The organism is Sabulibacter ruber (assembly GCF_017355955.1).
Taxonomy (GTDB): Bacteria; Bacteroidota; Bacteroidia; order Cytophagales; family Hymenobacteraceae; genus Nibribacter; species Nibribacter ruber_A.
This window is the reverse complement of the sequence record NZ_JAFFID010000002.1, coordinates 1,085,316-1,101,095: the sequence shown is the minus strand read 5'-3', so window position 1 is coordinate 1,101,095 and position 15,780 is coordinate 1,085,316. Positions and strand designations below refer to the sequence as shown.

Here is a 15,780-nt window from a genome sequence, read left to right as displayed (position 1 = left end):
CTAACCCCTCCGTTGCTCAGCGCCTCCGCGACCTGCGCCAGGTCCTTGAAGTGGGCACCATCGCCGCCCACTGTGTAGGTGCCGCATAGGCCAGCAGCCAAATCCTTCACCATAGCTGTGTCATTGTGAACAGCCAAGTCTGGTTTTCCATTTGGCATAGAAGCCCAGGTTTTGATAGTAAAGGTTTTTCCAGATGTGAAGCCATATTCCCCTACCGCTATTTCTGTATTGGCACGGCTAGCTAGAGAGCCTGTCCATGTATGCTTTGGTTGACTTACTCCATTCACAGTCCAGTGAAGTTCTACTGCGGTCAAAGTAGCTGTGCCATGATTCTGTAGTATTACCTTCACCGGTAGGCTGCCAACCGGCAGAGGGTTGCTAGGTGCGGTAACAGCGTTTACGCCGGCATCTAATTCTGGCAGCCCAAACTCCTTGGCTCCCGGATCCGGGGAGGTTGCTCTTGCAGCGGCATCTATGTCCTGAGTGACAAGGGCATGAGATACACCGGCATTGTCCAGCAACATCTGCGTAGGCGTCAGATCGGTTTTGGACTTGAAGAAGGGGTTGACCGATTTGGAGTTGGCCTCCTTGCTCAGCGCCTGCTGCCATTGGGCGAGCGTGCTATAGGCGCTGCCGTTGTAGTGCCCCAGGCGGCCCTGGGCGCTAAAATAGTCGTTGAAGTCCCAATCGCTGGTCCCCGACAGTGCGCCGGACAGGTAGGCGGCGTACCCCTTGCCGGTGTTGGCGAAGATGTTGTTCTTCACCGTCAGGCCAGCGGCCCCGGCCACCGAAAAGGCCTTGCTGTTTATGGCGTCATTGCCCTCCAGGTAGACGCTGTTGAACACGACCTTGGCATTGGCAGCCTTCTGCGTCAGCTCGACGCCTGCCTGGTCCGTCTGCACCCCCTTCACGTGGATGTAGTTGTTGGCTACCAGCATACCGCCCCCGTCTACCACTATTCCTTTGCCGCCAATATCCACCAGCCTGTTCTGCAGTACTTCCCCGCTGCCCCCCAGTACTGAGATGCCTGTCTCGCTTGTGTTGACCCTATTCTGGTTCACCTTTACTGCAGCCCCGCTGACGTAAATGCCGCCGTTGTACTGACCTTGTTCAATGATGTTGCCTATCACCTCTACGCTGCTGTTGTTAGTGGTTGCGCTGCCTGCGGCGGTGATAGCGGCACGGACTTTATTGTTTGTGATCCATATCCTACCCCCTGCTGCGGAAGAATTATACACCGATATAGAACCAGCCTCATTGTCTTCTATAACCGTTCTTCTTGTTGAGGAGAAGCTGATGCCCAGGTAAGACGAATGGCCATCTGTGTTAGTTGTTTTCAGCACGTTGTTCTTGACGTAACTGCTGTCGACGTCCGTGGCCTGTATCCCAGAGTTGCCAAACAAGAACTTGTTGCCCCTGATGGAGAGCGTATCTGTCCCGCTGACGTCCATAGCGGTGCCATCATGATCTGTAGTAGTAGTGGAGGAAGAATACTGATCATAGGCAGCCCGTCCGTTGCTGACCTTGAGGCTAAACGTGTTATTGGTGATACGCACATTGCTGCTCCTCAGCGTACGTCTAAGTGTATAGTCATACTCTCCTCCCTTTACGACGATAGCCCGGACCGTGGAAGTATTGCTTCTGTAGTAGTATCCATCATGAACCTGATTGCCGTTGTAGTCAGTGGCTACACTATCCAGGACGGTGATACTGTTGTTCTCGATCCTGATCCCGCTGCTTCCGCCGCGGATGTTGATCGCCGTAAGAGGGTTGACCTTGGTGCCGTCCGACATGGTGATGGTATTATCCGTGATCGTCACCTTGCTGCTCCTGTCCATGTCAACGGCCAGGGTGGCGGAGTTGGTGCTAGTCTCGCTCCGATGATTTAGCTGCACAGTATTCTGAGTGAAGCCAACATTCTTACTCTCACCTATCGAGACAGGGATGCCTGAGTACTGAGCAGCATAGGGTCGGAGGACCTCGTTCCGTTCCATCTCCACGCCTTCACTCTTGTAGATGCTTATTGAGCCAGATGTATTTTCCCAGCTGTTCTCCGGCACACGGCCGACCTTGTTACCCTTGATGGCTACTCCCCTGCCTAGACTCAAGCCTATGACGGAACTTACTATATTGTCCTCTATCGCCAGGTCTCTGACCGAGGTAATATTTACAGAACCGTCAACTGTGTTGCCTTTGAGGGTGATTCTGCGTCCTGGGTACGCGTCCGGGTATTGTATATTGACATAAGAAAGCCTGCTGTTCCTGATGGTGATATCTGCGTCCACCGCCCTGGTGTTGGAGGAGAGGCCCGAGTAGAAGCTCCCTACGCTGTTCTCCATCATGATATGGTGCGACTCGTTCTGGATCGACGGCGAAACACTTAGCCTGCGGAAGGTCACGTATGCCGCACCCCGAAGGGCAAAGCCGCCTATGTTGACCTTGGTGCTGTCCCCGCTCTCTGACTCGAACGTGACGGTGTTGGCGGCCGAGGAGCCAGGCACTTCGTAGAGCATAATGCCCCCGCTTGAATAATAATCACCGTTGCGGATCTTGAAGGTAACCGGACAGCTAACCCCTCCGTTGCTCAGCGCCTCCGCGACCTGCGCCAGGTCCTTGAAGTGGGCACCATCGCCGCCCACTGTGTAGGTGCCGCATAGGCTGCTATTTAAAGTTGCATACAGAGTATCATTCAAAGAATTGAGGTCATTCTGCCCATTTGGGTTCTCCTGCCAGATCTTGAATTGGTATTGTTTACCTTGTTGAAAGTTGAAATTGGCAAGCGTTATATTCTCTTCGGTTTCCCCAATCCCCAAGGAGCCAGTCCAGTTTTTAGCTGTTTGGGCTACTCCATTTACTGTCCATTTAAGCGTAGTACTTTTAAGGGTACTAATCCCGTAGTTACCAAGCGAAACTTTTATTACTTGACTACCAGAGTTAAAAGGCATTTCCGGAGCATTCAGCTTCACCACCCCAGCATCACGTGACAAAGGGGAGTAGATGCGGATGTTGTCAATCGCCCAGAAGTAAGAAGCATTGCCTTCCCACCTGAAACGGACCTTAGCGTTGGTCACACCACCTACGGTTGAGGAAAGATTATAAAGCTTCCTTTCTGGTGAGGAAGTGCTATCTGTGAAAGTAGCCACAGTGCTCCAGCTTCTGCCGTTGAATACCTCTAGGGTCCCCTTTCCATTCTTGCCTCCTGAAAAGAAGTGGTCAAAGGTGAGCAAGGTGTTGTTACTAATGGAGGCATCAAAGAACTTAGACTCTAACACCACATTCTCGGCCCCATCAGCCTTTGAGTAGTTGTCGCTGTCAAAAATGGCAAACTTGCCAGTGAAAGGGTAAGGAAGATTTCGGTTCCCTACGTTGTCAAATCGCCACTTATCAGTAGCCGCTCCGGTTAAGGTGGAGTTCGCCCAACCGGTTGGCGGCGTAGTCTCTGAGGCAGAGGAAAAGTCTTCGTTCAGGAGGTATGTCTGGCCAAATGCCTGGGAGCAACCTATGAGAACGAGGAAAGAGAGCAGCAGGTAAAACTGTTTCATGCTTTCGCTTATAAAGAATAAAGGGATTGGATAGGTAGAATAGATATGCTGTAAAAAAGAAGAGTAGCCACAGGTCTTCCCTGCGGCTACTCTTTCTTGAGATTTCTAAAGGATAATGGCGCGTTTAGTCTGGGTGAACTTACCGGCTTCCATGCGGTAGAGGTAAGTGCCTTTGCCTACAACTCCACCCTGGCTGTTGGTGCCATCCCATAGGACTTCGTGCTCACCGGCGGCATAGGTAGAAGTATAAGTTCTCACCAACTGACCCAGGGAGTTGTAGATGCTGATGCGTACTTCCTCCTGCTGCGGCACGCTGAACTTGATGCTGGTACCATTCTGCGCAAAAGGATTTGGCACGTTCTGGTGCAAGGTGTACCCTGGAGTAACCTGAACAGCATTCCCTACCAGAATTTTGGCGTTGGTTGGTTTTACATTCAGTTGTTGCAGGTTCTGATTATAAGCCACACTGCGGGTCAGGTCTGAGGTAATGGCTACTTCGGTTTGGGTGTGCAAGGCTCCAATGGCTCGCAGTTTCACATAGAAGAGCACACTACCCTCTGGCAAGGTCTGGCTCTTTCCGGCCGGGTCATCCCAGGCAGTTGTCAGTTTTCCTTCGGTTATTTTGTGGGTACCAAAAGCTCCTTGGGCAGCGGCATTTTCTACCGATACAAACTCCAATACAGTAGCATCCCAGGCAAGCGTGAACTGATAGCCGCTCACGTTTTTGAAGCCTGCTACTTTTACCGGCACCAGTACTTCGGCTCCTGGCAATACTTGTTGGTCTTGCAATTGAACGGCAATATCTCCGGCAGTACGTACCCGCGCTACTTTAGAGTCCCAGGTATTGTTTACATCTCCAATCTTTACACCAATAAAATCCTGTCCGGTTAACTCTTTAGCTACGCTGGTATGCACCTGCACCGAGTCTTTGAAAGGGAAAGGATTGGCAGGATTAGGGAACTTGAAACTTTGCGGGACAAATCTCCAGAGTCGGTTGCCAGGGAAGGAATTGTCTATGGTCAGAACCACTTTCCGGATGCTGGCAATATCCGTGGTGGTAACGGAACTGGAGTTATCAGCATCAGCGGCCAGAATCTTGTAGGGTGAGCCAAGCGCCGTAATGTTCAGGATGTGTCTTCTGATCAGGGCGATGTCCAGGGTAGTAATCCCGTTGTTGGCGGTGGCATCGTTGTTTTTGAATGGGCTAATGGTGTAGGTGCCATTCTGCATTACCTGGAACTCATACAAGCCATCTGGTTTTGTCTCGTAGGTTAAAGGTGTGGCACCACCCGTAGCCGTAAGGGTTACGGTACGTATTCCCTCGCCCTGCTCAGATTTGATTTGCCCGCTGATCTTTACTTGCTTGCGGATGGTGGCAGCACCAGCTAATTTGATTACTGGTACAATGAAACCATTCTTCTCAGAAACCTCAACCGGGGTGGGCTGATCAGCAATGGTGATGGGGGTACTTTGCCCCATGCTGCCTATTAGCTTCAGGCGAATCTTGAACAGGATAGTGCTATCGGCTAAGGTGTAAGACTTCAGGCTGGCATCGGTCCAGGAGAGCATCAAGTTACCGGTTGCCGTTTGCGTAGTACCGAAGCTAGTAGCCGTTAACCCGGTTAACCCGAAATCTTCCACCCCCACAAACGAGGCTACATTGGTGTTCCAGTTCACACTGTATTGTACACTCACAATATCTTTGAAGCCTTTTACCCTTACCGGCACCAGGATCTCGGTGTTTGCCAATCCACTCACAGAGTCCACATCAAAGGTTACCGGTGGCACATTGATCACGGTTACGGTAACCGTACCGGCCACACTGCTACAGCCATTGATGATGGCCACTACACTGTAAGTACCGGAGTGAGCAGTGGTGGCATTTGGAATAGTTGGGTTCTGTTGGGTTGAAGTGAAACCATTTGGCCCGGTCCAGGAATACGTGGCACCGGTTACGGTACTGGCACTCAGTTTCAGGGTACCACCCACCTGGGTTGCCGAGGCAGTGGCTACCGGCGTTGCCGGAGTAGCTTTTACTGTAGCAGTAACAGGAGTTCTGGTGCTTTCGCAATTAGCGCTGCTTACCACAGATACATAATAAGTAGTGGTGGCGCTCAGGCTTGGGGTGGTATAAGAAGCACCGGTAGCACCGTTGATGGCGGTTCCACCCGTAGCCACTATGTACCAGCGATACGTGGCTCCGGCGGGAGCACCACTGGCAGTTAAGGTGAGCGAACCCGTACCACAACGTTCCGCAGCTGTTACAGTTGGGGCATTGGGTTCAGCATTGATGGTAGCTGTTACGGCTGTTCTGCCGCTCTCGCAGTTGGAGCTATTCACCACCGACACATAGTAAGTAGTGGTGGCCGTTAAGCTTGGAGTAGCGTACGTGGTACCAGTAGCCCCACTGATTGCTGTTCCGCCCGAAGCGGCAGTATACCAACGGTAGGTGGCTCCAGCTGGCGCCCCGGAAGCTGAAAGCGTCACGCTTCCGTTTCCGCAACGCTCAGCACCTGTAACAGAAGGGGCGGCAGGTACTGCATTCACGGTAACAGTGACAGCCGTTCTGCCACTAACACAACCAGCCGTGCTGGCAGCTTCTACATAATAAGTAGTGCTGGCGCTCAGGGTAGCGGTGGTGTAAGAAGAACCGGTAAAGAAAGCAGTTCCTCCGGTAGCTACCGTGTACCAGCGATAGGTATAGGCAGTATTGGGCGAGTTCACCGCAAGCGTGGCTTTCTCCCCGTTACAAATTGCTGCATTAGAAAGAACCGGACTGGCTGGCACCGGAGAAACAGTTACTTTCACAGTAGCACTTACATTTACCGGGCAGGAATTACCCGAGGTTACTTTTCTTCTGAACCAGGTATCAGCGGTAAGAGCCGCAGGAGAATAATTCTGTCCGGTGGCTCCGCTGATGGGTGCGAAGGTAGTGCCATCAGCACTTCTCTCCCACTGGTAGGTATAGGTACCGCTACCACCAGTTGGCTGGGTACCGGTCAATTGCGCAGGGACGCTGCCACTACAGATGGTCTGGGCGGCGGAGATAGTGTTGTTCGTTAAAGCAGGCACCACGGTGGCGACTACGGCCACCCGGCTGCTCTCACAACCGGCACTATTGGCGGTGGCTACATAATAAGTTGTAGTGGCACTCAGGCTTGGGGTAGTGTACGTAGCTGCTGTGGCACCGCTAATGGCGGTTCCGCCGGTAGCTACGGTGTACCAGCGGTAGCTACCTCCCGTAGGGGCTCCACTGGCCGTCAACGTCACGGTTCCCGGTCCGCAGCGCTCAACAGAAGAAATGGTGGGGGCTGATGGAAGCGTACTGATGGTGATGTTGCTTCCATTATCTGTTCCCGTGATAGCCGGAGAAGAAGAAACCACTCTGATTCTGTATCCCGTCCCTTGCACGGTAGTAGCTGGAATAGTAGCAGCAATGGGGCTAGCAGCACCTGTTCCAATTACCGTAGGGCTGGCAAAAGATCCGCTTGCGTTAGAAAGTTGTACGGAGAACGTGTTATTGGAAGTGTAGCTGCCTTGTCTTGTGAAGGCTACGCTTACGCTGCTCCCGGCACAAAGGCTATTATTGGAGAGGGCACTGGTAGTGATGGCATATGACGGCACTTGCACCTTACCCGACTGCACCGATGTCTGTGCCGTAGCAAAAGCCTTGTCTACAAACTCCAGAGGAACGGGACTATTGGTAAAGCTGATGCTGGTATTGGTACCGTAGGTTCCCACCACCTTCAGCCGGATGACAAAAATCATGGAGCCATCTGTCAGGGTCTTGCCCGCCAGGGTAGCATCATCCCAGGAGAAAACAATTCTACCGCTGCTGGCCTGGGTGGTTCCAAAATTGGAGCTTGTCATGCCAGGCAACCCGTACTGCTCTACTCCCACATAGGTGGCCACCGCCGGGTTAAAGGTGATGGTTCCCTGGCCAGTAATCATGTTGTTGAAGCCTTTCACCCGCACCGGTACTAACACCTCAGTGTTAGGCAGACCGGCCACAGAGTCTGCATAGAGGGTGATGGCTTCCGCCGCGAGAGCTCTATTTGCCTGCGGCGATTTCTCTTTACCTGAAGCAACCGCATTCCCTTTAAAGGGTAGCATGGCTGCGCCAAGCGTCAATAGGAAAACAAAAAAGAAGCGAAGTAGATGTTTAACCATATAGTTGTTTGTTCAAGAAGTGCAAGGGGAGGAAGGACCCTGATTGACGGAATCCACTATTACCAAATTCATTTGTTTGTATATCAATATTTTATAACCTTAACAACCTATATTTATCTCTATATATGAATATTATTTTATAAAAATTTCCTAAAAGTATGATTATTCTTCTTCCTCAACAAACCTTTATAAATATTTTTATTAATTAATTGTATTGATCTGAAAGGGTTAAAAACTTCAAGCTAAGTTTTTGCATTTCTAACTGGACCAACAAAGGCTTAGAGCTCTGTAATGACATGTTAGGTTAAGGACATTGAGAACCGTTTCTCCCCTGTTTCCCGGAAACCAACCCTAAAACACAAACCTCCTCTACTACCTTTATCCAACTTACCCCTTATCTTTACTCAGGGCATCAAATCAGGCCTTGAACAACATATGAAATGGATTACCCGCGAGCGTCCCAAAATTGACCGGTTGGCCTGTCCCTGGCTGATCAGGCGTTTTATTGATGCCTCGGCGGAAATCATCTACGTGCCCGAGAACCAGGTGCTGGACAAGGCAAAGGAATTGGACGCGGTGCCCTTTGACATTCCGGGGGTGGAATACTCACACTACCAGGACCGCTGCACCTTTGACTATTTCCTGGAGAAGTACAACCTTACTGATCCGGCATTGCAAACCATGGCCGTGATTGTGCGCGGCGCCGATACCGATGACCATAGCCTGGCGGCGCAATCGGCGGGGTTGTGGGCCATCTCGCACGGCATGTCGTTCAACATCTCAGATGACCATGAATTGCTGGAGAAAGCCATGGTACTTTATGACGGGCTCTACAGTTGGGCCAAGCATCTGCAGAAACAGAAGCATACCACTGAGCCCACGGAGCAGCTGTTTCTGCAGGTGTACCACAGGTATCTGCAGGAAAAGAAAGAGAATCAGCAGAAAGTACCGGCCTGGGCGATGCACCTGAAAGAAATCATCCAGGACCAGATTGATACCAACCTGAACCTTAACCTGAAGGAAATCTCGGAGGCGCTGGACGTTCACCCGGCCTACGTGTCCAGAGTGTTTTCCAAGTACTTTGATAACCTCTCGTTTGGCGAGTACATCCGCAAGCTACGTATTGAGAAGGCGCTGAATTTGCTGCACACCTCTGGCTACTCCCTGGCCGAGGTAGCTTACCTCACTGGTTTCTCAGACCAAAGCCATTTCACGCGCATTTTCCGGCAGTACATGGGCCAGAGCCCTTCTGAGTACCGGAAAAAGTTGCGCAAAAAGTAAACCCCGTTCCAAAGGTTAACTGCGTTCTAGCATCTCCAATCCCCTCAGCGTAATCTTGCATTGCTTTTAGCTTGATTCCGGAATTGTAGCCGATAAACGGGACTCAATTCTGGCTACGGCTCTTGTTTTCACGCTGCCTATCAAAGACTACGAAGCGTTCTGAATGACTTTCCCAAGGAAAGGCACTGCCTAATACCCGAGGAATTCTGGGATGGTCTGCCTCCACGTCTCAGCAATGCCACATACCCATAAAAGGCTCCCTTTTCAACAAACCGGAAGAAGGCAACCTATCAGGCAGACTCAAAAAACAGCAAAACTGCCTGCCAAGCGAAGAAAAACCGGAAGCCACGCGCTAACTTTAATTTACTAACTATCAGTCTATTATGAAATTAACCTCAAAAATTTGTGAGTAAAAATTTGCAGAAGCCGTAAAAAGCAATTCTATTTGTCTACCAAATCTATAGAGATTAAGAGTATATAGAAGATCAAGGGATTAAATTGCTCACGAAGCTTCTTTTGGGTTCTTCTCTCTGGTGATTTATACAGGTCGTGTGGCTGAGTGGCTAAGCAAAGACCCGCAACGTCTTTTACGGTGGTTCGATTCCGCCCGTGACCGCAACCTTCCTCTACCCAAAGAGCTCCGCCGAAGCAGGTAAGGGACAATCGACGGAGCGTTTTGGGGCTGTTTTTAGAAAACAACTCTAAAACGGTAAGGAGGAGGAGTACGGTGGGTAAGAGATTGGTAAGGCCATTGCGGGTATTAGGCCAAGCCGTCTCTCCCACCCTACTAACAAGATAAAGCGAAAGCCTACGCCTGAAACCCGTGCAGCCACATAACAGAACAGTAGAATTTAACTCAAAAACCCAAAGCCCCTGCACCCGCAACTACCATGTGTTGATTCACCCCGCAACCAGAAGAAAACACCATGGTATTACCCGTGAAAAATCATCCATAAACACCGCATCAACCCATCAAGTTAAAGTTCTATGAAAACCGATGTCTTCCTGAAAAGAGCCAAGAAACGCATGCAGGGCCAATTTGCTGGCTTTGGCTGTTGTTGCTGTCGCTAATCGCCTCCAACCTCCAGTTTCCTCCTTATTTTTTTAAGACATCATCCATGAAACCAAAATATTTACTTCTTCTTCATTTCCTTTTTCTTCCACTCATCGCCCTGCACGCGCAGGAAACCAATCTGGTGGAAATCAGTGGTCGGGTAACCGATCAAAGCAACAAAGAGCCACTGCCGGGCGTGAGCGTGTTTGTGCGCGGTACCGTAACGGGCACCACCACCAATGCCGCCGGTGAATTCATCCTGAGAACCCGTCTCAAATTCCCGTTCAACCTGGTCATCTCTATGTTGGGCTACCAGTCCCAGGAGTTTAACATCACTGAGCCGGGCTCCAAGCTGGACATCGCGCTGGTGACTCAGACCCTCTTGGGCAAAGAAGTGGTGGTAACGGCCTCACGGGTGGAGGAAAGCATCCTGAGATCGCCGGTGGCCATTGAAAAACTGGATGTGCGGGCCATCAAGGAAACCCCGGCCCCCAGCTTCTATGACGCGCTGGAGAACGTGAAAGGCGTGCAGATGACCACTTCCAGCCTTACGTTCAAAGTGCCTAATACGCGCGGTTTCAACATCCCCAACAACTTCCGGTTCATGCAGCTGGTAGACGGCGTAGACATGCAGGCCGCCACCCTGGGCGTGCCGCTGGGCAACGCCATCGGACCCACGGAGCTGGACATTGCCAGCGTGGAGATTACCCCCGGCGCGGCCTCGGCGCTGTATGGCATGAACGCCATCAATGGCATGGCCAACCTGATCACCAAAAGCCCTTTCCTGTACCAGGGCCTGAGTGTGTACCAGAAAACCGGCATCAATCACGTAGACGGCAAAGACTACGACCCCAGCATTCTGTCTGAAGTGGCCGTGCGCTACGCCAAAGCCTTCAATGACAAGTGGGCCTTCAAAATCAACGCCAGCTACATGAGCGGCACCGATTGGCGCGCCAACACCGCCACCGACCAGAACCCCAATACGCTGAACACCGCCAACCCCTTGTTCCCCGAGCTGTCCGGCGCCAACAACCCGGCCTATGACGCCTGGAACAAGTACGGCGATGAGAACAACAATGCTGTGACCATTAGTGGCGTGCAGTACGGCGGCAAAAACCAGACGTTCCTGGTGCGCCGTACCGGTTATTGGGAAAAAGACGTGGTGAGCCCCAAAGTGGATAATTTGAAGTTCGATGCTGCTCTGCACTACCGCCTCTCTGATAACGCCGAGCTTTCCTACGGTTACCGCATCGGTAAAATGGACGGTGTGTTCCAGCGCGGAAACAAGATTCAGCTGGATAACGTGGTGGTGCAGAACCACCGCTTGGAGCTGAAAGGCGCCAACTACTTCCTGCGGTCCTACGTCTCCCTGGAGAACACCGGCGATTCTTACAACGTGAAGCCCATGGTAGACAACCTGGACATCACCAGTGGCGGCTCTAACAGCGAGTGGGGCGCCAAGTTCAAGACTTCTCTGCAAACGCAACTGGACGCTGGTACTGATCTGGCCACCGCCATGCAGATTGCCCGCCAGGCCGCCGATGCTGGCAGAGTGGTGCCCGGCACGCCTGAGTTTGAGGCTTTGAAAAATACTATTAGAGGCATTAACAACTGGGACCACGGCAAAGTAATTCCGGGCGCTCCGGCTACCGGCGGGGCCTGGCTCACGCAGAAAAGTCGTCTGTACCACACCGATGCCCAGTGGGATTTCACCGATCAGATCAAGTTCGCGAACGTGCTGGTAGGCGCTGATGCCCGCGTGTACGAAGTCATCCCAGACGGGAACAACTTCGTGGATTTCACCCGCCCCATTGAGCAACGCACGCAGCCCGGCGGCAACAACGTGTACTACAAGAAATTTGGGGCGTTTACGCAGCTTACCAAAACCTTCTTCGCCGATAGGCTGAAACTGTACGGCTCCCTGCGCATTGACTACAACCCCGAGTTTGACCCCAAACTGAACCCCAGAATTGCGGCAGTGTACACCTTCGCGGAGCACCACAACTTCAGGGCTTCGTTCCAGAATGGGTTCCGGTTCCCGGCGCTGTTTGAGGCCGTGTCTTATGTGAACAACGGAAACGTGCGTCGCGTGGGTGGCCTGTCTTACATCAACGAAGGCCTGGGATACCTGGACAACTCTTACACGCTGGCCTCGGTGAACGATTTCAACGCCGCCGTGAACCGTGACGTGACTGCCGGGCTTGCCCTTAACGATGCCGCCTTGAAAAACCGCAACGTACTGCAGATTACCAGCCTCTCGCCTACCCGCCCCGAGCAGATCAACTCCTTTGAAGTGGGTTACAAGAGCGTGCTGTTTGACAGCAAACTGGTGATTGACCTGGATACCTACACCAACGTGTACGATGGATTTCTGGGCCAGGTAGAGGTATCGGTACCGAAGAACAACACCGTGCAGGTGGGCACCGATGAAGCCGTGATTGCCATGCTGGCCGCCAACCGCAACGGGCAGCAGACCCGCTACCGCGTGTACACTAATGCCAAGAACAAGTACAACAACTACGGTTCCTCGTTGGGCATCACGTACAACTTCTACAAGAAGTTCACCCTCTCGGGAAACGTCAACTACAACGACATCAAAACCAACGAGGAGCGTGACATCTTCGTGACGGCTTTCAACACGCCCAACTGGATCACGAACGTGTCCTTCGGGAACCGCGAGATTGTGAAGAACCTGGGCTTTAACGTGGTGTGGCGCTGGCAGGACTCATTCCTGTGGGAAAGTCCGCTGGCCAACGGAACCGTTCCGGCGTACCAGACGGTAGACGCACAGGTGACGTTTACCGTGCCTGAAAGCAAAATCACCATCAAAACCGGAGGCACCAACATCTTCAACAAACGCTACATCCAGTACGCCGCTGGCCCCACCATTGGCGGACTCTACTACGTAGCCGTAACCTTAGACGGTCTCCTAGCCAAGTAATTAAACCAGCAGCGGCAGGGTAAAACCTGCCGCTGCTGGTTTCTACCTGTTTTTCTGTTATCAGCCCGATTTTCAGAAAATAGGTAGAAAATGAAGTCTATTTCGCAAGCCACTTCTCAAGATTCAATTTTTTCATGTCTGGCTCACCGGACCATCTCTCAGAATTTTGAGCAACTTTCTCGTCCCCTTTGAAGGGGGCAGGGGGATGACAAAACGGATTGAAGAACCGTTTTCTTTTGCTATTAAGCAGCTACTATGGCGCAGAAGTTACTTCCGTGACTTCCACTCAATACAAAAATCACACGCCATAGAAAAAAATGTGTTTATCCGAACTGCCCTGATCCGCACGAGTCATCATCCCCCTACCCCCTTCGAAGGGGGACGAAGTTCCAGAAGCATTTGCCAGACTTAACTATCCATTAAGAGTCATTCCACATACAACCACTCCTAACCTGCTCTACCCTATGAAACAACTTCTACGCATTCTCATTTCAGCTGCTTTTCTGCTTCCTTTCCAAACTCAGGCACAAACCCCGGAAAAGCAGGTCACCGATCGGCAACAAGTTTGGTTGGGCTACTTCAACCAGACGCGGCTATCAGACAAGTTCTCTCTGTGGTTGGACCTGCACTCCCGCCGTACGGATTTCCTGGACCGCTGGGCCACTACCATTGTACGCCCCGGGCTTACCTACCATATCTCAGACCACACGCGCTTTACCGTGGGCTACGCCTACGTTTCGCACTGGCCCGCCTCAGAAACCGAGGAAACCGTACGCCCCGAGCATCGGCTGTGGCAACAGGTGAACTGGTCTGGCAAGAGCAAGCGCCTGCAAACCAACCAATGGGTGCGGCTGGAGGAACGCTTTAACCGGAACATCGCCAATGATCAGTTGCAGGAAGGCTACCATTTCAATTTCAGGGCCCGGTACATGATTGGCCTGATGGTACCCCTCACCGCCGATGCTATTGCGCCGGGCGTACCGTTCCTGGTGCTGAATGATGAGTTGCACGTGAACTTCGGGAAGGAGATTGTCTACAATTACTTTGACCAGAACCGATTGTTCGGCGGAGTGGGCTACCAGTTCTCCAAAGGCTTTAATGCTCAGCTGGGCTACATGCAGGTGTTTCAGCAAACGGCCGCCGGTAACCGGTACTTCAAAACCCATGCGCTGCGGCTTTTCCTGTTCCATAACATAGACCTGCGCAAACCTAAGGCAGACCCGGCAGCCGGCAAATAACCAGAATGTTTTTAGCCTGTTTTTGTAAAAAGGAGCCTGAAACAAAGCCAATGGCAGGCTTGGGTGGCCTTTATGAACAGAAAAAGTTTGCCCAAAAGTAAACCTCGTACTAAAAGTTAAGCTTGTTCTATCTTACCATTTCGGCCCTACGTAGTATTGTAATGATCTTTAAGAGAAAGGTATGACACAGAAAGTTCTACTTACGCCGGAGCAAGAGGCTGGCCTCACTCCCCCAGAAAAGCCCTCGTTTAGAGAGGCATTTCTGTTTTGGCTTAAACTGGGGTTTATCAGCTTCGGCGGGCCGGCCGGGCAAATAGGCATCATGCACCAGTTTGTGGTGGACGAGAAACGCTGGGTCTCTGATTCCCGGTTTCTGCACGCGCTCAACTACTGCATGCTGCTGCCCGGCCCCGAGGCGCAGCAATTGGCCACCTACCTGGGCTGGCTCATGCACGGCGTGCGGGGCGGCCTGGTGGCCGGCATCTTCTTTGTGTTACCCTCGGTGTTCATCTTGCTGGCGCTGAGTGCCGCCTATGTTACCTTCGGGACCATTCCGTGGGTATCAGCGCTATTCTATGGGCTCAAACCAGCGGTAGTAGCTATTGTGATATTGGCGCTGATGAAGATTGCGGGAAAGTCTCTGAAGAGCTGGTTCCATTACGCGGTGGCGGCCGTGAGCTTTATCTGCATTTTCTTTCTGAAGGTTCCATTTCCTTTGATCATCCTGGGCACCATAGTGCTTGCCTTCATTCTGCAGAAGTTCCATCCGTCGTTCCTGGCCGAGAAACCCTCTACCGCCAAAGCTCAGTCAAACGAAGACGGCTATTACCTGAACGCCAACAGTGCTGTGGTGGGCGAGGGAGTAGGCCTGGGCACCAGTATCATGCGGTTGGTCATCACCCTGGTTCTGTGGGCCTTGCCGCTGACATTGTTCTACCTGCTCACCAGTGAGTTCGCCTTCTGGAACACGCTCATCCTATTCTTTACCAAAGCCGCCCTTATCACGTTTGGGGGCGCCTATGCGGTGTTGCCGTACGTGGCCCAGGTAACGGTGGAGCAACTGAACTGGCTTACCAAGTACCAGATGATTGACGGCCTGGCCCTGGGCGAAACCACGCCGGGTCCGCTCATAATGGTGCTAGCCTTTGTGGGATTCATGGCCGGGCACAACCATTACGGCGGCTCCCTGGCTATGGGCGCGGTGGGCCTTTTCACCACTACGTTTTATACCTTCCTGCCCTGCTTCCTGTTCATTCTGGCCGGGGCTCCGCTTATTGAACGCACCCGCAGCAATACTGCCGTAAAATCAGTGCTGGGCGTGGTGACAGCGGCCGTGGTGGGCGTAGTGCTGAACCTGACGGTGTACTTTGGGCAAGCGGTTCTGTTCCCCAGGGAAATCTCGTTCACCGGACTGGACTACTTCGCCTTAGCCTGGACGCTGATTTCCTTCGTGGCCATGTACCGCTTCAAAATAGGCATGATCACCTGGATCGGCATCAGCGCTTTGGCTGGGTTAGGATATTACCTGATTACCGGAATCTCCTAAAAAACCGG

The 15,780-nt window shown here is 52.1% G+C and carries 6 protein-coding genes and 1 tRNA gene; 5 read left to right on the top strand and 2 right to left on the bottom strand.

Translation table 11 applies throughout. The annotated features are described in order from the left end of the window. Positions 1–3,542: right-handed parallel beta-helix repeat-containing protein (locus JT719_RS15740; protein WP_207434271.1), on the bottom strand; the 3,542-nt coding region annotated here is incomplete at its 3' end. Positions 3,543–3,647: 105 nt separating this feature from the next. Further along, on the bottom strand, positions 3,648–7,655 hold the full coding sequence (locus tag JT719_RS15735; RefSeq protein WP_207434270.1) for an Ig-like domain-containing protein: 4,008 nt from the start codon (positions 7,653–7,655) through the stop codon (positions 3,648–3,650). 492 nt (positions 7,656–8,147) lie between these two features. On the opposite strand from JT719_RS15735, the gene JT719_RS15730 reads away from it, so the two are divergent. The 5 genes from JT719_RS15730 to chrA all read left to right on the top strand — a co-directional run bounded on the left by JT719_RS15730 (position 8,148) and on the right by chrA (position 15,772). Next, positions 8,148–8,993 carry a chromate resistance protein ChrB domain-containing protein gene (locus tag JT719_RS15730; RefSeq protein WP_207434269.1) on the top strand — a complete coding sequence of 282 codons (846 nt, stop codon included), beginning with the start codon at positions 8,148–8,150 and terminating at the stop codon, positions 8,991–8,993. Between the two features lie 545 nt (positions 8,994–9,538). Beyond that, positions 9,539–9,609, top strand: a tRNA-Cys gene (locus JT719_RS15725). A 502-nt stretch (positions 9,610–10,111) separates the two neighbouring features. Further along, a complete protein-coding gene (locus tag JT719_RS15720) occupies positions 10,112–12,988 on the top strand; it encodes a TonB-dependent receptor (protein ID WP_207434268.1) in 2,877 nt (958 codons plus the stop codon). A 464-nt stretch (positions 12,989–13,452) separates the two neighbouring features. After that, positions 13,453–14,226 (top strand): DUF2490 domain-containing protein, encoded by a 774-nt coding sequence (locus tag JT719_RS15715; RefSeq protein ID WP_207434267.1) that lies wholly within the window; start codon positions 13,453–13,455, stop codon positions 14,224–14,226. A gap of 181 nt (positions 14,227–14,407) precedes the next feature. Continuing rightward, a complete protein-coding gene (gene chrA / locus JT719_RS15710; protein WP_207434266.1) occupies positions 14,408–15,772 on the top strand; it encodes a chromate efflux transporter in 1,365 nt (454 codons plus the stop codon). The last annotated feature ends 8 nt before the right edge of the window (positions 15,773–15,780 follow it).